This is a genomic window from Rugamonas rivuli, from assembly GCF_009380165.1.
GTDB lineage: Bacteria > Pseudomonadota > Gammaproteobacteria > Burkholderiales > Burkholderiaceae_D > Rugamonas > Rugamonas rivuli.
The window spans coordinates 222,970-244,395 of sequence record NZ_WHUF01000002.1; the positions used below are offsets into that span (position 1 = coordinate 222,970).

The 21,426-nt window shown below is 63.9% G+C and carries 19 protein-coding genes and 1 riboswitch; of the genes, 10 read left to right on the top strand and 9 right to left on the bottom strand.

Features of this window, described 5'->3' with window-relative positions:
• Positions 1-11: 11 nt before the first annotated feature.
• The 7 genes from GEV01_RS06205 to GEV01_RS06235 all read left to right on the top strand — a co-directional run bounded on the left by GEV01_RS06205 (position 12) and on the right by GEV01_RS06235 (position 10,934).
• Positions 12-857, top strand: a complete 846-nt coding sequence (locus GEV01_RS06205) for a FecR family protein (protein WP_152802663.1) — start codon at positions 12-14, stop codon at positions 855-857.
• A gap of 68 nt (positions 858-925) precedes the next feature.
• Positions 926-3,199: a heavy metal translocating P-type ATPase gene (locus GEV01_RS06210; RefSeq protein ID WP_152802665.1), complete on the top strand. Its 2,274-nt coding sequence runs from the start codon at positions 926-928 to the stop codon at positions 3,197-3,199.
• Positions 3,196-3,582, top strand: coding sequence for a Cu(I)-responsive transcriptional regulator (gene cueR, locus GEV01_RS06215; RefSeq protein ID WP_152802667.1), 387 nt, complete (start codon positions 3,196-3,198; stop codon positions 3,580-3,582). Before GEV01_RS06210 ends, cueR begins: the two co-directional genes overlap by 4 nt.
• 1 nt (position 3,583) lies before the next feature.
• Positions 3,584-3,804: riboswitch (cobalamin riboswitch) on the top strand.
• A gap of 178 nt (positions 3,805-3,982) precedes the next feature.
• The gene (locus GEV01_RS06220; protein WP_152802669.1) at positions 3,983-4,579 is read left to right on the top strand and encodes a MotA/TolQ/ExbB proton channel family protein; all 597 of its coding nucleotides are present in this window, start codon (positions 3,983-3,985) and stop codon (positions 4,577-4,579) included.
• 1 nt (position 4,580) lies between these two features.
• Positions 4,581-4,916, top strand: coding sequence for a DUF2149 domain-containing protein (locus GEV01_RS06225; protein WP_008450906.1), 336 nt, complete (start codon positions 4,581-4,583; stop codon positions 4,914-4,916).
• Positions 4,903-8,901 carry a cobaltochelatase subunit CobN gene (locus tag GEV01_RS06230; protein WP_175022960.1) on the top strand — a complete coding sequence of 1,333 codons (3,999 nt, stop codon included), beginning with the start codon at positions 4,903-4,905 and terminating at the stop codon, positions 8,899-8,901. Before GEV01_RS06225 ends, GEV01_RS06230 begins: the two co-directional genes overlap by 14 nt.
• A gap of 32 nt (positions 8,902-8,933) precedes the next feature.
• A complete protein-coding gene (locus tag GEV01_RS06235) occupies positions 8,934-10,934 on the top strand; it encodes a TonB-dependent receptor (RefSeq protein ID WP_328595480.1) in 2,001 nt (666 codons plus the stop codon).
• Here GEV01_RS06235 and GEV01_RS06240 read toward each other — a convergent pair.
• Positions 10,924-11,688 carry a sulfite exporter TauE/SafE family protein gene (locus GEV01_RS06240; RefSeq protein ID WP_152802675.1) on the bottom strand — a complete coding sequence of 255 codons (765 nt, stop codon included), beginning with the start codon at positions 11,686-11,688 and terminating at the stop codon, positions 10,924-10,926. The genes GEV01_RS06235 and GEV01_RS06240 overlap by 11 nt on opposite strands.
• 106 nt (positions 11,689-11,794) lie before the next feature.
• Between GEV01_RS06240 and GEV01_RS06245 the strand changes: the two genes are divergently transcribed.
• Positions 11,795-12,517, top strand: coding sequence for a glutathione S-transferase (locus tag GEV01_RS06245; RefSeq protein ID WP_152802677.1), 723 nt, complete (start codon positions 11,795-11,797; stop codon positions 12,515-12,517).
• On the opposite strand, the gene GEV01_RS06250 is transcribed toward GEV01_RS06245, so the two are convergent.
• The 3 genes from GEV01_RS06250 to GEV01_RS31075 all read right to left on the bottom strand — a co-directional run bounded on the left by GEV01_RS06250 (position 12,518) and on the right by GEV01_RS31075 (position 14,208).
• Complete coding sequence (locus GEV01_RS06250) at positions 12,518-12,718, bottom strand: heavy-metal-associated domain-containing protein (RefSeq protein ID WP_152802679.1); 201 nt, start codon at positions 12,716-12,718, stop codon at positions 12,518-12,520.
• Between the two features lie 85 nt (positions 12,719-12,803).
• Entirely contained in the window at positions 12,804-13,490 is a 687-nt protein-coding gene (locus tag GEV01_RS30720) for a choice-of-anchor E domain-containing protein (protein ID WP_175022962.1), read from the bottom strand.
• A 49-nt stretch (positions 13,491-13,539) separates the two neighbouring features.
• Positions 13,540-14,208, bottom strand: a complete 669-nt coding sequence (locus GEV01_RS31075) for a choice-of-anchor E domain-containing protein (protein ID WP_235914261.1) — start codon at positions 14,206-14,208, stop codon at positions 13,540-13,542.
• Positions 14,209-14,507: 299 nt separating this feature from the next.
• On the opposite strand from GEV01_RS31075, the gene GEV01_RS06265 reads away from it, so the two are divergent.
• Positions 14,508-15,530 carry a sensor domain-containing diguanylate cyclase gene (locus GEV01_RS06265; protein WP_235914262.1) on the top strand — a complete coding sequence of 341 codons (1,023 nt, stop codon included), beginning with the start codon at positions 14,508-14,510 and terminating at the stop codon, positions 15,528-15,530.
• Between the two features lie 11 nt (positions 15,531-15,541).
• Here the strand turns inward: GEV01_RS06265 and GEV01_RS06270 are convergent, their stop codons facing one another.
• Positions 15,542-15,826 (bottom strand): type II toxin-antitoxin system HicB family antitoxin, encoded by a 285-nt coding sequence (locus GEV01_RS06270; protein WP_152802681.1) that lies wholly within the window; start codon positions 15,824-15,826, stop codon positions 15,542-15,544.
• A 276-nt stretch (positions 15,827-16,102) separates the two neighbouring features.
• On the opposite strand from GEV01_RS06270, the gene GEV01_RS06275 reads away from it, so the two are divergent.
• Positions 16,103-16,735, top strand: coding sequence for a CCXG family PEP-CTERM protein (locus tag GEV01_RS06275; protein ID WP_152802683.1), 633 nt, complete (start codon positions 16,103-16,105; stop codon positions 16,733-16,735).
• Positions 16,736-16,802: 67 nt separating this feature from the next.
• Here GEV01_RS06275 and GEV01_RS06280 read toward each other — a convergent pair whose 3' ends face one another.
• The 4 genes from GEV01_RS06280 to GEV01_RS06295 form a co-directional block, all read right to left on the bottom strand.
• A complete protein-coding gene (locus GEV01_RS06280; RefSeq protein WP_152802685.1) occupies positions 16,803-18,626 on the bottom strand; it encodes a PhoH family protein in 1,824 nt (607 codons plus the stop codon).
• Between the two features lie 273 nt (positions 18,627-18,899).
• The gene (locus GEV01_RS06285; protein WP_008450886.1) at positions 18,900-19,364 is read right to left on the bottom strand and encodes a peroxiredoxin; all 465 of its coding nucleotides are present in this window, start codon (positions 19,362-19,364) and stop codon (positions 18,900-18,902) included.
• A gap of 24 nt (positions 19,365-19,388) precedes the next feature.
• Positions 19,389-20,333, bottom strand: coding sequence for a polysaccharide deacetylase family protein (locus GEV01_RS06290; RefSeq protein ID WP_152803970.1), 945 nt, complete (start codon positions 20,331-20,333; stop codon positions 19,389-19,391).
• A gap of 36 nt (positions 20,334-20,369) precedes the next feature.
• Positions 20,370-21,422: a bifunctional UDP-4-keto-pentose/UDP-xylose synthase gene (locus tag GEV01_RS06295; RefSeq protein ID WP_152802688.1), complete on the bottom strand. Its 1,053-nt coding sequence runs from the start codon at positions 21,420-21,422 to the stop codon at positions 20,370-20,372.
• Positions 21,423-21,426 lie beyond the last annotated feature (4 nt).

The following is a 21,426-nucleotide window of genomic DNA, read 5'->3' on the forward strand; positions in this document are numbered from 1 at the left end:
TGGAAATCAAAATGCTACAGCCAAAAAACTCTACCGTACTCAAGACCCTGTTCCGGGGCTTGCTGTTGCTGGCGCTGTGCGGCATGGCCGGCGCGGGCTGGGCCGCGCAGGTGGCGGGCACCATCGTGCAGCTGAGCGGGCCGCTGCTGGCCAAGAAGGCTGACGGCGTGGTGCGCATCCTGTCGATGCGCTCCGAAGTCGAAAGCGGCGATACGCTGGTGACGGAAAAGAACACCTACGCCATGGTCAAGTTCATCGACAACAGCGAGATCACGCTCAAGCCGGCCACCACGTTCAAGGTGGAGAACTTCAGCTACGACGCCGGCAAGCCGGATGCGGACAACGCGTCCTTCAACCTGGTCAAGGGCGGCCTGCGTTCGGTGACGGGTTTGCTGGGCAAGCGCAACAAGGAAAAATTCGCCATGAAGACGCCGAGCGCCACCATCGGCATCCGCGGCACCACCTTCATCGCCGACATCGTCGAGCCGAGCGCGGAGGCGGTGGCCGCGCGCATGGCCTACAACCTGGCCAGCACCGCCGCGCTGGACCCGACGGCCGCGCCGGTGCAGCCGCTGATGCTGGCGCAGTTGACGCTTCCATCGCCGACCGCCGCCCGCGCGCCCGGCCTGTATGTGCAGGTGCTCGACGGCTTGATCCACGTGACCAACCCTTCCGGCACGGCCAACTTCAGCGCCGGGCAGTTTGGCTTCACGCCGAGCTTCAGGACGCCGCCGATCATCCTGCCGGCCAATCCCGGCATTCCGTTCACGCCGCCGCCGGCGTTCAGCCAGAGCACCGGCCCGTCGTCCAGCACCGGCCCAGGCAAATCGAATACCGTCGATTGCGAAGTGCGCTGAAAAGGACTTGACCTTCCCATCGTGGGATACTTGATGCTGTCGTCATCGAGTCGCCCATTGGGTTTGCCATGTCCACTTCCGTTAATCCCGTAACACTGTCGATCAAAATCGAGGGCATGACCTGCGCTTCCTGCGTGGGCCGTGTCGAGCGCGTGCTGGCGGCCGTGCCGGGCGTGGACAAGGTCAGCGTCAACCTGGCGACCGAATCGGCGCGGGTGGAGTCGTCCGCGCCGCTCGATGTCGCGGTGCTGGTGCAGGCGGTCGACAAGGCCGGGTATCAGGCTGCGCCGGAGCAGCCTTTGTCCGCCCCGGCCCCGGCTCCCGCTCACGGCGCGTTGCCGCATCTGCTGGCGGCGCCGGCGGGCGGCCGCGCGGTGCTGCTGGCGGCCTTGCTGTCGCTGCCCTTGCTGCTGCCGATGCTGCTGGAGCTGGCCGGCGTGCACTGGATGCTGGACGGCCGCGTGCAGATGCTACTGGCGACGCCGGTGCAGTTCTGGCTGGGCGCGCGCTTCTACCGCGCCGGCTGGCTGGCCGTGCGCGCCCGCAGCGGCAATATGGATCTGCTGGTAGCCTTGGGCACGAGCGCGGCGTATGGCTTGAGCGTCTATCAGCTGCTGTCATCGACGGCCGCCATGCCGCATCTGTACTTCGAAGCGTCGGCGGTGGTGATCACCTTGATCTTGCTGGGCAAATGGCTGGAGGCACGCGCCAAGCGCCAGACCACGTCCGCGATCCGCGCCTTGCAGGTGCTGCGGCCGGAATCGGCGCGGGTGCGGCGCGGCGCGCAGGATGTGGACGTGCCGATCGCCGAGGTGCTACCGGGCGAACTGGTGGTGGTGCGGCCGGGCGAGCGGGTCGCGGTCGACGGCGAAGTGGTGGAGGGCGCCAGCCATGTCGACGAGGCGCTCATCACCGGAGAGAGCCTGCCGGTAGCGCGCCATGCGGGCGACCGCGTGACGGGAGGCGCCATCAATGGCGAAGGCCTGCTGCTGGTGCGGGTGACGGCGGTGGGCGCGGAGAGCACGCTGGCGCGCATCATTCGTCTGGTCGAGGATGCGCAGGCGGCCAAGGCGCCGGTGCAGCATCTGGTGGACCGCGTCAGCGCGGTGTTCGTGCCGGTGGTGCTGGTGCTGGCTGTGCTCACGCTGGCCGGCTGGTGGCTGGCGACCGGCGACGCGGAACGGGCCATCATCAATGCGGTGGCGGTGATGGTGATCGCCTGCCCATGCGCGCTGGGATTGGCGACGCCCGCCGCCATCATGGCCGGCACCGGCGTGGCCGCGCGCTATGGAATACTGATCAAGGACGCGGAAGCGCTGGAACTGGCGCACCGCATCACCACCGTGGCGTTCGACAAGACCGGCACGCTCACCGAGGGCAAGCCATCGCTGGTGGCGTTTGAGCCGGCGGAATCGGCCGGCGTCGATAAAACGCGGCTGCTGCAACTGGCCGCCGCCATTCAGCGCGGCAGCGAACACGCGCTGGCCCGCGCCGTCACAGATGCCGCCGCTGCCGCCACCGCGAGCGCCGCGACCGGCGACGGCGCCATCGCCGCCGCGCCGAGCGTTTCCGGTGTCGCCGCATTGCCCGGCCGTGGCGTTGCGGCCACCGTCGATGGCGCGCGCCTGATCCTGGGCAGCACGCGCCTGATGCAGGAAGAGGGCGTCGCACTGGACGCCCTGCGCGCCCGCGCTGCAGAACTGGAGCAGCAAGGCCTGACCATCTCCTGGCTGGCCGCATCAAACGCGCCGCAGCCCGTGCAGCTACTAGGCCTGCTAGCCTTCGGCGACCGCATCAAACCCCAAGCGCGGGCCGCCCTGCAAGCGCTGCACGACATGCACATCCAAACCATCCTGCTCACCGGCGACAACCAAGGCAGCGCCGACGCCGTCGGCAAAGAACTGGGCGCAGGCCGCATCGTCGCCAACATGCTCCCCGCCGACAAAGCCGCCACCGTCGCCGCGCTGAAGAGCAAGGAAAGCTGCATCGCCATGGTCGGCGACGGCATCAACGACGCCCCTGCGCTGGCCGCCGCCGATGTCGGCATCGCCATGTCCAGCGGCACCGACGTCGCCATGCACGCCGCCGGCATCACGCTGATGCGCGGCGATCCGGCGCTGGTGGCAGCCGCCATCTCGATCTCGCGCCGCAGCTACAGCAAAATACGCCAGAACCTGTTCTGGGCTTTCATCTACAACCTGGTTGGCATCCCGCTGGCCGCCTTCGGCCTGCTCAACCCCATGGTCGCAGGCGCCGCGATGGCGCTCAGCTCCGTCAGCGTGATCAGCAACGCCCTGCTGCTGCGCCGCTGGAAGCCGGACCACCTGAAAGGACAAGCATGAACATCGGACAAGCGGCAACAGCCAGCGGCGTCTCCGCCAAGATGATCCGCTACTACGAAAGCATCGCCCTGATCCCGGCGGGCCGCCGCAGCGAAGCCGGCTACCGCATCTACGGCGACAACGACCTGCACACGCTGCGCTTCGTCAAGCGCGGCCGCGCACTGGGCTTCTCGCTGGACCAGATCCGCGATTTGCTCTCGCTGTGGCAGAACAAGGAGCGCGCCAGCGCCGACGTCAAGACCATCGCTCTGGGCCACGTGACGGAACTGAACCAGCGCATCGCCGAGCTGACCGAAATGCGCGACACCCTGCAAACGCTGGCCGGCTGCTGCCACGGCGATCATCGCCCCGACTGCCCGATTCTCCAAACTCTTGCCGGTTAAAGTATAATCGCCCGGTTTTGGTGCCCGCGCGTCTGTCCAGATGCGCAGTTAAACGGGAAACATGAAGCTGGCCACGCCAGCCCACATGTGCTGCCCCCGCAACGGTAAACAAGCGTCGTCGTTGACGACAAATCCGCCTCTTCAGACCACTGTGCCCGCGCATGGGAAGGTCAGGCGGTGTCGCTTGCCAGCCCGGATACCGGCCAAGACAGGTGGAAATGCCCAGGCATTTCTGTTCAATCCGCTCACGGGGAGGTGAGCGGCTTGCATCTGTTTTGATCTACACCTATGCATCGATTTTTCGCGCCACGGCTTTGCCGACTGGCGGCCGTGCTTCGCGCACGCGCCGTCCGCGTGCGCGCACGCCCTGATTTTCTCTCCCTGCCTATTGGACCATCCCATGTTTAACCTGCCCACCGACGCGGCCGTGCACTCCATCGAGACACTGCTTTACTCCATCTCCACCGTCCTGTATCTGCCCGTGCTGCTGGGGATTGCAGCGCTGGTGCTGCATATGCTGGTGTGCTTCGGCACCTTCGGCGCTGAATGGCTGGAACGCCGGCGCGGCGTACGCGTGCTGGTCGCCACCGCCAAACAGGAAATGGCCGCCGTGCTGACCGCGCAGGAAGGCGAGCCGGGACTGGACGCCCGCCTCGAACGTCTGGTGCAGCGCGCCGACGCCAACGGCGTGCGCCGCCTGGACGCGGTGCGCTTCGTGGTGCGCGTGGGCCCGGCGCTGGGTTTGATGGGCACCCTGATCCCGATGGGCATTTCGCTGGCCGGCCTCGCGCAGGGCAACCTGCCGAAGATGGCCGAGTCGATGACCACCGCCTTCACCGCCACCGTGGTCGGCCTGGCGTGCAGCGTCAGCGCGTATGTACTGAGTTTGGTGCGCGAGCACTGGCTGCGCACGGACCTGACCGAGATCGCCTACGTGGCCGAATCCCACCTTGCGGCGCAAGACCACAAGCCGCACCTCGTGCGCGCGGGAGCCTGAGATGCGCTATATGAACCGCCACCGCTTCAGCCGCATCGGCGAGCATAACGAAGATCCGCTGTCCGGCGTCGCCAACCTGTTCGACGCCAGCATCGTCTTCATCGTCGCCATGATGCTGGCGCTGTTCTCGGCCTGGAACATGATGGACCTGCTGGATCCGAACTCCGAAGTCACCATCGCCAAGAAAAGCGCCGACGGCCACGTCGAGGTGCTGACCAAGAAGGGCTCTGAAATCAAGGTCAGCAAAGTGAGCGACAAGCCGCTGTCGGGCTCCGGCAAGCGCTTGGGCACTGCGTATCAGCTGCCGGATGGGAAGGTCGTCTATGTACCGGAATAACAAGCTGTGGGTGCTGCTGCTGTTGCTGGCGTCCCTGTGCATCGGCGGATATGTGCACTCCGCGCAGGCGCCGCGCACGCTGGCGCTGATGCTGGGCGATGTGGAATCGCGTCCGGCCGTGCTGGCGGTGCGCGGCCTGCAAGCCGAGTTGAAAGAGCTGAACGTCGCCGTGCGCATCATCCCCGCCAACGGCATGACGCCGGCCGACCGCGCGGCCCTGACCAGCGCCGATGTCGCCGTCGTCAACGCCAAGGGCCGCCAGGCCATGGTGGGCCTGAGCGCCGAACTGCTGGCGCTGCAAAAGGCACGCCGTCCGGTGTTCGCGGTCGGCGGCGCCATCGACGACAGCCTGCGCGAGCAGGGCGTGCGCGATGACGCCGCCATCCAGTCCTACCACCGCGAAGGCGGCGTGGAGAACGTAGGCAATCTGCTGCGCTACATCCTGCGCAACCACTTCGGCGCCAAGCTGTCCGTGGCGCCGGTGCATGCGATGCCGGAAGTGGGCCTGTACGACGTGGCGGCCAATCGTACGTCGAGCAGCTACGAGCAGTACCTGCAAGGCTACGCCAACTACAAGGCCGGCGCGCCATGGATCGCCGTGCCGTTCTACCGCGCCAGCCTGGTGGCGGGACAAACGCTGCCGCTGGCGGCCATCGTCGCGCGGCTGGAGGCCAGCGGCTACAACGTGCTGCCGGTGTTCGGCTATCCGTACGACGTGCCGCTGCGCTTCCTGCTCGATGAAAACGGCAAGAGCCGCGTCGAGTTGATTGTCGCATTGGGCATGAAGGTGGGCGGCACCGCCAACACCGGCGCGCTGCTGGACAAGATCGGCGTCCCGGCCATCAACGCCATCACGCTGAGCCAGCAGTCGCTGGCGCAGTGGCAGGAGTCGAAGATAGGCCTCGACATCATCGAGCGCACCTGGCAGCTGGCCGGCGCCGAAGTGGCGGGCCTGATCCAGCCGACTGTGGTCGCCAGCCGCGAACGCATCAGCGATGCGCAGACCGGCCTGGCCTACGTCGAGGAGACGCCCATCCCCGAACGCATCGAGCGCCTCAATGAGCGCGTCGCCAGCTGGATGGCCTTGCGCCAGAAGGCCAACGGCGACAAGCGTATCGCCATGATCTACTTTAACTATCCGCACGGTTCCGAGACTATCGGCGCGGCCTACCTGAACGTGCTGCCGGAAAGCCTGTGGCAGATCGTCCAGCGCCTGAAGCTGGAGGGCTACCAGACCGGCGCCGCGCTGCCGCCGTCGCAGGACGAGCTGCAAGGCGAGATCCAGCAGTGGGGCAATTATCCCGGCAAGTCGAAGGGCGACTACATGGCGGGCCTGAAGCATCTGGCCGAAAGCGGCCAGGCGTTGCTGGTGCCGCTGGCCGATTACCAGAAATGGTTCGCCACGCTGGCGCAGCCGCTGCGCGCATCGATAGAAAAATCCTGGGGCAAGCCGGAGAACGCGCCTGTCCTGTGGCGCAACGCCAAGGGCGAGCCGTTCTTCGTCTATCCTGCGCGCCGCTTCGGCAATGTGCTGATGGCGCCGCAGCCCGGCCGCGCGTGGGAGCAGAACCTGGAGAAGCTGCACAACGAAGTGAGCATGCCGCCATCGCATGAATACATCGCCTTCTATCTGTGGCTGCAAAAGGGCTTCCAGGCCAACGCCGTTATGCACATCGGCACCCACGGCACGCAGGAATGGCTGACCGGTAAAGAGGCCGGCCTGTCCGACAGCGATCCGACCGAAGCGCTGATCGGTGCCATGCCCAACATCTATCCGTATGTGATGGACGACGTGGGCGAGGGCATACAGGCCAAGCGCCGTGGCATGGCCGTCATCATCGACCACATGACGCCACCGTTCGACGTGGCGGGCCTCAACCCCGACCTGCGCGAACTGGGCGCGCTGCTGAACGACTACCGCGTGGCCGAACAAAAAAGCCCGCTGCTGGCGCGCAGCCACCTGACGGCGATCAACCGCCTGGCAGCCAAGAGCGGCGTGTTGAAGGACATGAAAAAGACCGAGCTCAAAACCGAAGCCGACATGGAAGGCCTGGAGGAATACCTGGACGACACCGGCAGCAAGCTGACGCCGTTCGGCCTGCACACCTTCGGCGTGGCGCCGAAAGCGGAGCTGCGCAACGCCACCGCGCGCGCAGTGGTCAGCCTCGACACCACGTCGACGCCGGAGCAGAAAACCAAACGCATCGCGCAGCTGGAGGGCGATATCGAACGCAGCGCCGGGCTGGAACTGGAGCGCCTGATGCAGGCGCTGTCGGGCCGTTACATTCCGACCGGCGCCAGTGCTGACCTGGTACGCAATCCGGACGCGCTGCCGACCGGCCGCAACTTCTTCGGCCTCGATCCGTCGCGCATCCCGAGCAAGACTACCTACGAAGCCGGCTACAAACTGGCGCAGCAACTGGCGGAAGACTACCGCAAGCGCCATGGCGCCTGGCCGGACAAGTTGAGCATGAACCTGTGGGGTGTCGAAACCTCGCGCCACGAAGGCATCATGGAAGCGCAGGCGATGGCGCTGATGGGCGTGCGTCCGACCTGGGACGAGCGTGGCCGCGTGACCGGTGTGGAAGCGCTGACCCGCAAGCAGCTGGGCCGCCCGCGCGTGGACGTGACGCTGATCTCGTCCGGCCTGTTCCGCGACCTGTTCGGCAATCTGCTGACGTTGATGGACCAGGCGGCGCAGCTGGCGCAGAAGCAGGACGACAACGGTCCCGGCGAAGGCGGCAACGTGATGCAGGCGCACAGCCAGAAAACCGTGGCCGCATTGCAGGCCAGGGGCATCTCCGCCGAGGAGGCGCAGCGCATGGCGTCGGTGCGCATCTTCGGCCTGCCGAGCGGCGCCTATGGCACGCAGATCGAAAAGCTGATCCCGCTGACCAACGCCTGGCAGAACGAGAAGGAAGTGGCGGACGTGTTCATCAACCGCATGAGCCATCCGTTCGGCGCGGGCTACTGGGGCGACGACAAGGCCGATCCGGGCCAGCGCCGCGAGCTGTTCAAGCAGGCCATCAGCGGCAGCAAGATCGCGCTGCACAGCCGTTCCAGCAATCTGTTCGCGACGCTGGATAACGACGACTTCTTCCAGTACCTGGGCGGTACCGCGATGGCGATCCGCAGCGTGGACGGCAAGACGCCGGAGGTGATGGTCAGCGACCTGTCCAACCCGCGCAAGCCGGGCCACAAGACGCTGGAGCAGTACATGGGCCAGGAGATGCAGGCCCGCTACCTGAACCCGCGCTGGGCCGACAGCATGCTCAAGGAAGGCTATTCCGGCGCGCGCTACATCAACCGCGTGGTCGACTACCTGTGGGCCTGGCAGGTCACGGTGCCTGAGGTGGTGGACGGCGGCAAATGGCAGCGCATGTACGACACCTATGTCGAAGACCGCCACGGCCTGAAGGTGCGCGAGCGCTTCGCCAACAGCGGCAACCTGCGCGCATTCCAGGCGATCACAGACCGCATGCTGAGCGCGATCGAACGCGGTTACTGGAAGCCGAGCGACGCGGTGCGCGAAAAACTGACGCAGCAGAACGCGCAGGCGATCAAGGATGGCGGCGTGTCGTGCAGCGCCGATTCATGCAGCAAGGCGACGATGAAGATCGCGCCGCACTTCAGCGGCCAGTTCGTGCCCAACGTCGGCACCAACGCGGCGATCGCGCGCGGTGCGGCGGCGCAGCTGCAAGCCTTGCAGGCCAAGGCGCAAGAGACACCTTCGCCTTCGCCCGCGCCAGCGCCTATGCCCGCGCCCGCGAAAGACAAACCGGCCGAACCTGCGGCCAAGACCAAGCCCTCAACCGAAGCCGCTGACGCCAAGGTCAACGGCTTTGAAATGGAAACCCTGGCCAAGCTGACGCCGGTGCAAAAGACCATCGGCACGCTGGCCCTGCTGGCGCTGGCCGCCGGCCTGATAGGCGTCGGCTACATCGGCCGCCGGAACAAATTACGCAAACTGAAGGAGTATCTATGATTGTTTCATCGATTGTCGCGTTGGCGGCCATAGTGCCGTTGGTCGCAAGTGATAGTACCGTGGTGGAAGCAGTGGAAGTGCGCGGCCACTACGACAATGGCGTTGGCACCTCCGGCGCCGCCAGCCAGGGCTCGGTGACGGCGGCGCTGATCGCCAACCGCCCGGCGCTGCGTCCCGGCGAGCTGCTGGAGTTCGTACCCGGCGTGATCGTCACGCAGCACAGCGGCGACGGCAAGGCCAACCAGTACTTCCTGCGCGGCTTCAACCTCGATCACGGCACCGACTTCGCTACCTTCATCGACGGCATGCCGGTCAATATGCGCACCCACGCGCACGGCCAGGGCTACACCGACCTGAACTTCCTGCTGCCGGAACTGGTCGACCGCATCAACTACAAAAAAGGCCCGTACTACGCGGACGAAGGCGACTTCGCATCCGCAGGTGCGGCGCATATGGGCCTGGCCAACAAGCTGAAGGAAAACACCGCCAGCGTCACCGTCGGCGAGCACCAGTACTACCGCGCCAATGTGACCGGCTCGACGCCGCTGGGCGAGGGCAACCTGGTCTACGGCGCGGAGCTGGGCCACAACAACGGGCCGTGGGTCAGCCCGGAAGCTTTCCACAAAAGCCTGGGCGTGCTGCGCTACAGCCAGGGCGGCAGCGACAACCAGTTCAGCATCACCGGCATGGCCTACAAGGGCGCCTGGTATGCCAGCAGCCAGATTCCGAAGCGCGCGGTGCAGAGCGGCGAGATCGATCCCTACGGCGCGATCGACCCGACCGACGGCGGCATCACGTCGCGTTACAGCCTGTCCGCCACGCTGCGCAAGCGCAGCAGCGACACGCTGTTGCAGGCCAACGCCTATGTGGTGCAATCGAGCCTGGACCTGTACAACGACTTCACCTACTTCCTCGACGACCCGGTCAACGGCGACCAGTCGCGCCAGACCGAGAAGCGCCGCATGACGGGCTTCGACGTGGCGCATACGTGGTTCAGCAAATGGGGCGGGCTGGATGTGAACAACAAGGTCGGCGTGCAGGGACGTTATGACTACCTGTCGCCGCTGGCGCTGCACAGCACAGTCAAGCGCCAGATCACCGGCACCATTTCGGAATCGAAGGTCAAGGAGGCCAGCGCCGGTGTCTATCTCGAAAACACGGTGCAGTGGCGCGAGTGGCTGCGCACCACGGCAGGCCTGCGTTACGACCGCTATCGTTTTGACGTCAGCAGCAACATCGCCGAGAACACGGGCAAGGTCAGCGACGGTGTGACCTCGCCGAAAATTTCGATGGTGCTGGGGCCTTGGGCGAAGACGGAATTCTTCCTCAACTACGGCGAAGGCTTCCACAGCAACGACGCGCGCGGCACCACGGTGCACCTGACGCCGAAGGAGCGCGAGCCTATCGATCCGGTCACGCCGCTGGTCAAGACGCGCGGCGCGGAGCTGGGTGTGCGCACCGAGTTCCTGCCAGGGCTGCAAAGCTCGATGGCCTTGTGGAAGCTGCGCTCCGCGTCCGAGCTGGTGTTCTCCGGCGATGCTGGCGATACGGCAGCAAGCCGCGGCAGCTACCGTTCGGGCATCGAGTGGAACAATCACTACATCGCCGCGCCATGGCTGTTGTTCGACCTGGACCTGGCGTATTCGCGCGCCCACTACACCGAGCATGACGAGGCGGGCGACTACATTCCCGGCGCGGTCGGTAAGGTGGCTTCGTTCGGTGCGACCATTGCGGATATCGGCCCGTGGTCCGGCGCGTTCCAGATGCGCTACTTCGGCCCACGTCCGCTGATCGAGGATAACAGCCAGCGTTCGGCGACGACGGCGATCGCGTATGCGCGCATCGGCTACAAGATCGACCGCCGCTGGGCCGTGTCGCTGGATGCCTTCAATCTGTTCGACCGCAAGGCCAGCGATGTGGACTACTACTACCCATCGCGCTTGCCGGGCGAGCCGGCGGAAGGCGTCAGCGAAATCCACTACCATCCGGTGGAGCCGCGCACCTTCCGCCTGACGCTGAAGGCTACGTTCTAGAGAACATCCAGATCGTCAGCACCGCGCCGACGATCACGACGAAGCCGCGCATGACTTTTTCCGGCAGGCGGTGGATCAGCCATCCGCCGCACAAACCGCCGGCGATGCCGCCCACGCACAGCGCCAGTGCGGCGGGCCAGCTGATCAAGCTGGAGGTGGCGAAGATCAGCGTGGCGGCGGCGTTCATCGCCATCGCCAGCACGTTCTTGGTGGCGGCGGCGGTGCGTACCTGCTGGCCGGCGATGGTCAGCGCGGCCAGCATCAGGAAGCCGATGCCGCCGCCGAAGTAGCCGCCGTAGACGGCGATGCAGCTTTGCACCAGCACCAGCGTCCAGCGCGGCATGCTGCCCGCTGCGTGCAGTGGCTTCTTGCGGAAGCTGCCCCACGCGAACACGCTGGTGGCAAACAGCACCAGCCAGGGCACCAGCCGCGCGAAGAACGACGGCGGCGTATTCAGGAGCAGGATGGCGCCGAAGATGCCGCCTATGGCGCTGATGATGAGCATCTGCTTGAACGTCAACGGCCCGACGTCGCCCGCCAGCTTGCGGCCGGCGTGCGCGGAAGTGATCTGGCTGGGGAACAGCGCGATGGTCGATGTCATGTTGGCGGCCAGCGGATTCAGGCCGGCCAGCAGCAGCGCCGGGAAGGTGATGAAGGAGCCGCCTCCGGCCAGTGCGTTCTGTACGCCGGCCAGGAAACCGGCGGCGGCGACCATCAGGACGATGTGGATTTCAAGCGGCGGGACTGGCGGCATAGGGGCTCGGCGTATTCAGGAGTGGTCGGGACAGCGGTCGATTATAACCGTGTGATGAATATCGTTCCGGGCGCTGCGCGAAGCTTGTCAATGCTACTATCTTGGCATGACGACACCATACCAACTTTACTATTGGGACGGCCTGCAGGGCCGCGGCGAATTCGTGCGGCTGGCGCTGGAGGAGGCGGCAGCGCCGTACGTGGACGTGGCACGGCAGAAGAAGGGCATGCCGGAGCTGCTGGCCTGCCTGGATGGCGGCCAGGTCGATCATCCATCGTTCGCGCCGCCGGTGCTGCGCGCGGGCGAGCTGCTGATCGGGCAGACGGCCAATATCCTGATGTATCTCGGCGCGAAGCACGGCCTGGCGCCGCGCGCGGAGGCGGGGCGACTGTGGACCAACCAGCTGCAGCTGACCATCACCGACATCGTCAGCGAGGTGCACGACACGCACCATCCGATTTCCACCAACCTGTATTACGAAGACCAGAAGAAGGAAGCCAAGGCGCGCGCCAGGGATTTTCGCGAGCAGCGCATACCGAAGTTCCTCGATTACTTCGAGGGCGTGGTGGCGCGCAATCCGGGGCGGGGCGGCTATGCGGTGGGCTCGCGGCTGACGTATGTGGACTTGTCGCTGTTCCAGCTGGTGGAAGGCCTGCGCTATGCGTTTCCGAAGACGATGGCCCGGTTGGAGCCATCGTATCCATCGCTGATCGCCTTGCGCGACAAGGTGGCGCTGCGGCCGAACATCGCTGCCTACGTCCGGTCGAAGCGGCGGATACCGTTCAATGAAGACTGCATCTTCCGCCGCTATCCGGAGCTGGACAAATAATCAGGCCGCGCTGGTGACGGGATATCCCGCATCGGCGATGGCCGATTTCAACGGCGCCAGCGCGCTGGCGCTGGCGATCCTGACGGTCTTGCTGGCCAGGTCGATCTCGACCTGCGCGGCCGCATCGACCGCCTGCACCGCCTTGGTGACGGCGCCTACGCAATGGCCGCAGCTCATGTTTTCCACTTGCAGCTGATACATCGTGTACTCCCTAAACAGTTTCGATGTACATACTGTAGCCCTTCCAGTGGTGGGAAGGTCAAGTGCTGCTTCGCTGCGGCCCCGCTCAGGGCGATTTGCGCCGGCGCAGTGCCGCGCCGACCAGGCCCAGGCCGGCCGCCAGCATCGCGTAGGTCTCCGGCTCCGGCACGGGCGGCGGCGGCACGTAGGTGTAAGTGACGCTGCCATAAGCATCGAACGAAGGCTGCACCAGCGAGCGCGTGTTGCCGGAGGTGCCGATGACGCTGGCGCTGGACGTGCCGGTCAGGGCAGCGTGGAGGTTGCCCAGTCCCGAGAACAGGGCCAGCGTGGGCAAGTCGGTATAGCTCATGGTGCTGCTGAACGGCGCTCCCGAGAAGGTGTACACGGCTCCCGAGGTGCCGGCGAAATTGCTGATGCCGTCGAACTTGGCCTCCAGGAAGACATGGCTGCCGCCCGAGGTCAGCGTTTGCGTCAGCGTCGGTACCGTCATGGTCAGCACGCTGCCCGCGGTGCCGGTGATGGTGGAGACCGAGTTCTTGCTCAGGTTCTCCACGCTGATGGAGGTGTTGAAGTCGCTGAACAGCGTGATCTGCACAGATTGCAGCGTACCCAGGCTGAGGTTGAACTTGCTGAAGTCCAGGCCGCCCGTGTTGCCCTTGGCGTTGGCAATCACGTTGGAGTTGACGGTGTAGCTCTGGGTCGGGACGTTGGCGTATGCGTTGCTTCCCGCAATAGCAGTACCGGCCAGCAGCAGTTTGGTGAGATTTTTCATGGCATTCCCCGCGTTTTATCCGTTAGCGTTGGTCATGGCTGGCCGTGGATCAGGCTTGCCTGGTGCGCGCTTGCCGGCGCTTGGCGAGCACGCCCATCACGCCCATGCCCAGCAACAGCATGCCGTAGGTTTCCGGTTCGGGCACTGCGGGGGTGTAGGCATAGGTCACGGTGCCGTAGCCGTCGGCCGTGGTGGCGAACTGCGAGTCGATGCCGTCGCCGGATGTCGTGGAAGTGGCTTGTGCGGTGATCAGCGTATTGATGCTGCCCGGGCCGCTGAACAGGGCCAGGTCGCTGGGGCCGCTGTAGGTGGCGGAATTGTAGGCCAGGAAGCTGTTGGCGGTGCCGCCGGTGCCGCCGCCGCCCGCCACGGTGATGACGGTGTTGAACAGCGAGGCGCTGATCAGCACCAGGTTGCTGTTGTCGGGACGGTCCAGGAACACGCTGACGTCCAGCGTCACCGGAACGTCGGCGGGGTCGTCGTTGTAATTGGTCAGCATGACGCTGCCGTTCAGGTGGGAGTACAGCTCGAACGTGACCGAGGTCAGGGTGCCCAGGGCTGGATTGAATTTCTGGAAGTTCAGGAAGTCGGACCAGTCGGTATCCTGGCTGACGATGACGTTGCTGGAGTTCGATACCGTCAGCGTTGTGGCAGACGCGGCAGTCGCCATCAGGCAGGAGGCGGTCAGCAGCAGTGCTGTAATCTTGTTGAGCTTCATAAAAATCTCCTACCGGACTGAGGGGTTTGGTTAATTATTTGCAATGCAAATTGACTTAGGCACATCGACTTCCGAATGAATCCAGATTAGCATTCGGTGAGAAAATTGCATTCCTTTTTTGAATTTATAGGTGCATTTTTGCAATTGAAATGACACCAAAGAAATCTTCCGTCGCGTTGCATCCACACCCCTGATTTTCCGTTGTAATTACCACAATTTCTGGACCGATGGCGGGGCTGGTGATAGTATGAAACCCAGTCAGACCGGGCCTCCGTCTCACTTTTGTGGATGCTGAATACATGAAACCTCATCCTGCAACGCGCGATATGGTGCGACTCAGCATCGACGAGCTGGTCGAGGCAATTCAATGCATGCCCGTGGGTGTAACGATTATCGACCGCAGCCTGACGATGCGGTTCTGGAACGATGCGTTCAGCCGCTTGCTGGATTTTCCCGATGACCTCATGCGTCCGGGCGTGGCGCTGGAAGACCTGTTCTATTTCAATGCGCGGCGCGGTGACTTTGGCCCCGGCAACGCCGACGAGCAGGTCCGCGAACGGATCCGCCTCAGCCTGATGTTCGAACCCCACCATTTTGTCCGCACCCGTCCCAACGGAACCATCCTCGACATCACCGGCCGCGTGATCCATGGCCAGGATGGCGAGGTGATCGGCTTCGTCACCATCTACCAGGACGTGACGGTGGAGCGGCAGCACGAGCAGCGCCTGCTGGCGACCAACAAGGAACTGCAGGTCGCCTATGACGACTTGCGGCTGGCGCAGATCGGCTACGCGGCGATGGAGGAGGACCGGCGCCACTACTATCAGCTGGCGGTGCGCGATCCGCTGACGGGCCTGTTCAGCCGCTACTACATGGAAGACGCCGCCGCGCGCCTGATTGAAATGCATGAGCGGAACACGTCGACCCAGCTGGCCCTGCTGGTGTTCGATATCGACCGCTTCAAGCAGATCAACGATGTGTACGGCCATCTCAGCGGCGACACCGTGTTGCGCCGGGTTGGGCAGTTGCTGGTCCAGCAGTCGCGCCGCACCGATGTCGCGGTGCGGTTTGGCGGCGACGAGTTTGCGGTGTTCCAATCGGGTGTCAGCGACAATGAATGCCTGGCGTTTGCCGAGCGTTTTCGCGCCGTCGTGGGCGCGGCGGAGTTCGACGGCGACATGGCGCCGATCAAGCTGTCGATCAGCCTGGGGGTGGCCGAGCACCGGATAGGCGAATCGATGAACGATTTGCTGTACCGTGCCGATGCGGCGCTGTACGAAGCCAAGCGCGCCGGCCGGAATTGCGCGCGCAAGGCGCTGTAGCGGGGAAGGGGCTAGTCCTCGGGCGGATCGTCCAGCTTGGCCAGATCCAGGCTGACCAGCGCCCAGATGCCGCCGGCGTAGTCCGGCTCGCGGGACAGGTATTCGACCTCGGAGGGTTTGATTTCGAACGCCTTGCCCTGTTCGACCAGCTGGCCCACGTGGCCGTAGATGGCTTTGGTGGCGTTGCTCATGGCCTTGTCCACGGTTTCACCCGTGGTCACACAGCCGGGAATGTCCGGCACGGTGACGCCATACTTGGTATCGCCTTTTTTTCGGATGAGGATAGGGATGTCCATGGTCTTACCTTGGCGGTGGTCCGAAAGGCTGGCGAAATCAATGACTTGGAGTGTCTAGTGTCATACAGGTTGGTGCCGGTTTCAAGCAATTTCGTGGCCGACCTCGTATGGATTGTGCACTGCATTAACGATTGACATTAAAAATTGCTTGCGATACCATTTAATTAATTCTTAATTGCATTTTAAATTGCAAATTGGAAACTTTAGGCCGGTCCCCAATCCACGTACCTGCCAACGCTCAGATACTCCATCCAACCTTTTCTCTACGGGATCAGCATGAAAACCATTAAATTCGCCGCAGTTGCACTCGCCTTGGCCGCCATCGGCAGCTCCAACGCCGCCGTCATCACCTTCCAGACCGGCAGTTCCGGCGCCGGCCCATTGGCCACCGCGGATGACTACCGCAGTGTGGTGGACGCAGCCGTAGTGGGCGGTCACTCGACCGTGCTGGGCAGCTACGACAATGTGTCGAACAACTCGATATTCGGTGCCGGTTCGACGAACATCGCCTTCAAGTCCACCATCGATTTCGGCCTGAGCGCCGCCGGCACCTACTCGTTCCGCGCCGGTGTCGACTTCGGCCGCGGCGGCGCCGTGTTCCTGGACGGCAGCGCTGTCGCGCTGAACACCAACGACATGTGGTGGAACTACGACTACAACACCGCCAACGGCTCCTTCCTGATCAACAACCAGGCCCTGTCGGCCGGCAACCACACGCTGACCATCTACGGCCTGGAAGGCTGCTGCGACGGCGGCCAGCAGGTGCAGTACGCCGCTGCCGGCAATGCGTTCCAGAGCTTCAACGCCGACACCCTGGCGCCGGTACCTGAACCGGAAACCTACGCCATGCTGCTGGGCGGCCTGGCGCTGGTCGGCGCCTACAGCCGTCGCCGCAACAACAAAGCCTGATAGCAAAAAGAAGCCCCGCCGGCATTGCTGCGGGCGGGGCTAACAGGTACGGGTTTATTCTACTACATTACAGAACGTCACTCGCGTGATCTGCCAGGCGCGAGCGTTCGCCGCGCGCCAGCGTCACGTGACCGCTGTGCGACCATCCCTTGAAGCGATCCACCACATACGTCAGGCCGCTTGACCCTTCGGTCAGGTAAGGTGTGTCGATCTGCGCGATATTGCCCAGGCACAGAATCTTGGTGCCGGGACCGGCGCGCGTCACCAGCGTCTTGACCTGCTTGGGCGTCAAGTTCTGCGCTTCGTCGATGATCAGGAACTTGTTGACGAAAGTGCGGCCGCGCATGAAGTTGAGCGACTTGATCTTGATGCGCGAACGGATCAGGTCCTGCGTTGCCGCGCGACCCCACTCGCCGCCGTCCGAATCGGACTTGTTGAGCACTTCGAGGTTGTCGTCGAAGGCGCCCATCCATGGCGACATCTTCTCTTCCTCGGTACCCGGCAGGAAACCGATGTCTTCACCGACCGGCACCGTCACGCGGGTGACGATGATTTCGTTGTAGAGCTTGGTCTCCAGCACTTGCGCCAGGCCGGCGGCCAGGGCCAGCAGGGTCTTGCCGGTACCGGCCTGGCCCAGCAGGGTGACGAAGTCGCATTCCGGATTCATCAGCAAGTTCAAGGCGAAGTTCTGCTCGCGGTTGCGGGCGGTGACACCCCACACATTGTTCTTGTTGTGGCTGAAGTCGCGCAGGGTCTGCAGCACGGCGGTCTTGCCGTTGATCTGCTTGACCTGGCCGTAGAACGGCGTTTCGCCATTCTTGGGCTCCAGGAAGATGAACTGGTTGACCAGCAGCGACGGCACGAACGGGCCGGTGACGCGGTAGAACGTCGCGCTCTGGCCGTTCTTGTTTTCCTGCCAGCTCTCCAGATCCTTGCCGTGCTTGGTCCAGAAATCGTCCGGCAGCTGGACGATGCCCGAGTACAGCAGGTCGGTGTCTTCCAGCACGTGGTCGTTGAAGTAGTCCTCGGCCGGCAGGCCCAGCGCGCGCGCCTTGATGCGCATGTTGATGTCCTTGGACACCAGCACCACAGGGCGGCCTTCCTGTTCCGCTTCCAGCGAGCGGACCACGGACAGGATCTGGTTGTCGGCTTTGCCGACCGGCAGGCCGACCGGCAGGTCGGCCGTTTGCAGGCGCGTCTGGAAGTACAGGCGGCCCTTGGCGTCCTTGTTGCCCAGCTTGGACAGCGGGATGCCATTCTCGATGGCGTCGTCGTCGGTGTTGGAGACCAGCGCATCCAAAGTGCGCGACACCTGGCGGGCGTTGCGCGCCACCTCGGTCATGCCCTTCTTGTGGTTGTCCAGCTCTTCCAGCGTCATCATCGGCAGGTAGACGTCGTGCTCCTCGAAGCGGAACAGCGACGATGGATCGTGCATCAGCACGTTGGTGTCCAGCACGAACAGCTTGGTGGTGCCGGTCTGGTCGGCGTGGCGGCTGGTCGACGACTTGATCGCCACTTCATGCGGCTTGTGCTTGGCCGGATGCGGGGCCTCGGCGGTGATCGGCGTGACCTTGCCGCGCGCGGCCGGCACCGGCTTGGCCTTGGCGGCCGGTTTGGCCGCGGCTGGCGCGATGCCGGCTGCGGCGTTCTTCAATACGGCTGGGGCGGCCTTCAGTACGGCCGCCACGGCTTTGGACTTGCTGCTGGTTTTCGGTGCTTCGACTTTGGTTTTTGCTACAGGCACTGCTTTGACAGGCGCCGCTTTCTTCGGCGCGGGCGCGACTTCAGCCACCGCTGCGATGGCGGGGACTGGGCGCGGCCCTGTCGCTTTTGGATAATCTTTCGCCAGAAGTAAAGTCGCTGGCTTACTAGGTAATTTTGGCAGTGGCATCAGGATCTCATTTGAAGAATATCTGGAGGAATCCGCCCATTGGTGCAGCACGCTTCCCGGTCAAGGAAACGTTGGGACCGTTGGGGTGGATGCTGGGTAAAAACAGGGTTATAAGACTGCCGACGGGCGCTCATCATGCCCGGAGAAAGTACCGCGTGGTGGCCGGCTGGCCACCATGTAGGGTGGTGGTGTGAATTACAGTGATGACTCAAAATAGCTGAATAGGCTTGGTTCGGTTGGGCAACTCCGGAAGCTGCAACGCGCATCCTGAAACTAAGCCTGACGCGCTACAAATTCCAGCACTTCATCGACGTGACCCGCTACCTTCACGCCTCTCCATTCTTTCACCAATTGACCGGTAGCGTCAATCACAAACGTACTGCGTTCGATGCCGCGTACAGTCTTACCGTACATTTGCTTCATCTTCATGACGCCGAACTGCAGGCAGACGGCCTCATCAGGGTCGGAAATCAGCTCGAAGGGCAGGCCCAGCTTGGTCTTGAAGCTTTCGTGCGAGCGCAGCGAGTCGCGGCTGATGCCGTAGACTTCGGCGCCGGCGGCCTGGAATTGCTCGTGCAGGTCGCGGAAAGCCATGTTTTCGGTGGTGCAGCCCGGGGTGTTGTCCTTGGGGTAGAAGAACAGCACGGTATGGCGGGCGGGACGGCCCGACAGCTGGAAGGTCTGGCCGCTGGTCATGGCGGCGGAAAAATCGGGTACGACGGATGGGCTATCAGCCACAGGCACTCTCCTGAACGATACGCATTAAGAACGGGCGGCGCCCTGTACGATCAGCTGTCCCGAACGACCCGGCAGCTCGCCCCAGGTGATCGGACAAACCGGCATGGTCTGATGCCGGACCTTCTGATGGTAATCGGCCATCGACGCCAATGTGTAACCCTGCGCCTTCCAGCCAGCCAATAACTGCTCGAATATGGGGGCGAGTTTTTGCCCTTCAAGTTCGGAATGCAAAGTATAAACGTGGTCGCGCGTGGCGCCGGCCGTCAGCTTCAGCAGGAAGGCGGCGATATTGCCGGTGCCGATGGTGACGCCGTCGATTTCGCGGCCCAGCAGCTCATCCAGCGTCGGCAGCGTGGTCGGCAGCTGGATGTGGGACAGCACCTTGTCGCCGTCGGATAAGCGATGCGGGCCGTCGGCCGGATTGGCCAGCGTGCCGTTGTCGTTCAACACGCAGCGGCCGTCGGACGCGTAGGCGTAGCCGGCGGCGTCATGCTCGGCGAAGGCGGCGTTGTTCATCTGCCAGCCGGCGGCGCCGTGGGTGCGTGGCGCCGTGCCGAACACTTGCGAAAAACGGGCGGCGGCCTTGCGCATCATCCTGGTGGACCAGGCGCCGTCGCGCTTGGCGACATTGTCCTGCCACAGCACGTGGTCCCAGGTATGGATGCCGCATTCGAAACCGGCGTCGCGCACGGAGCGCATCTCGCCGGCGCAATCCTTGCCGATATCCGGACCCGGCAGCAGGGTGCCGTACATCAGCGTCTTGAGGCCGTAATGCTCAACGACGGACGTGCGCGAGACTTTGCTGAAGAAACCCGGACGCAGCGCGCGGCGCAGCGCCCAGCCGGTGTGATCCGGCCCCAGCGAAAACAGGAAAGTCGCCTGGGCCTTGTGGGCCTTCAGCATCTGCACCAGGTTCATGGTGCCTTCACGGGTGCCGCGGTAGGTGTCGACATCGATCTTCAACACCATCAGCGGCGCTTGCGTTTGCAAAGTCTCGGTCAAATCTTAGTCCATCAGTTTTTGTGCTTCGGCCACCTGGCCGCGGTAGGCGTCGAAGATTTTCTTCAGCGCGTCGGCCATCGAGGTGGTCGGCTTCCAGCCCAGCTCTTCGCAGGTGTTGGTGATCTTAGGCACGCGGTTCTGCACGTCCTGGTAGCCGGTGCCGTAGTAGGCGCCCGAAGTGGTTTCAACGATCTTGACCTGCTTGGCGCCGGTGGCGTACTCAGGATATTCCTCGGCCAACTTCAGCATCATGCCGGCCAGGTCGCGGATCGAGTAGTTGTTGACCGGGTTGCCGATGTTGTAGATCTTGCCCGAAGCAGCGCCGTCCTTGTTGTCGATGATCTTCATCAGCGCGTCGATGCCGTCGTCGATGTCGGTGAACGCGCGTTTCTGCGCGCCGCCATCGACCAGCGAGATGTTCTCGCCGCGGACGATGTGGCCGAAGAACTGCGTCACCACGCGCGACGAGCCTTCTTTCGGCGTGTGGATCGAATCCAGGCCGGCGCCGATCCAGTTGAACGGACGGAACAGCGTGAAGTTCAAGCCTTCCATGCCGTAGCCCCAGATCACGCGGTCCATCAGCTGCTTGGCGTTGGAGTAGATCCAGCGCGGCTTGTTGATCGGGCCGCAGACCAGTTCCGAGTTCTCAGGATCGAACTCGTCGTCGTGGCACATGCCATACACTTCCGAGGTCGACGGGAACACCAGGTGCTTGCCGTACTTGGCGGCCGAGCGGACGATAGGCAGGTTGGCCTCGAAGTCCAGTTCGAACACGCGCAGCGGCGCCTTCACGTAGGTCGACGGTGTGGCGATGGCGACCAGCGGCAGGATCACGTCGCATTTCTTGACGTGGTACTCGACCCATTCCTTGTTGATCGTGATGTCGCCTTCGAAGAAGTGCATGCGCGACTTGTACGCCTCGTTCTCCAGCACGTCGGTGATGCGGTCGGTGCTCATGTCCATGCCGTAGACATGCCAGTCGGTCGTTTCCAGGATGCGCTTCGACAGGTGATGGCCGATGAAGCCGTTGACGCCGAGGATGAGGACTTTTTTCATTTGA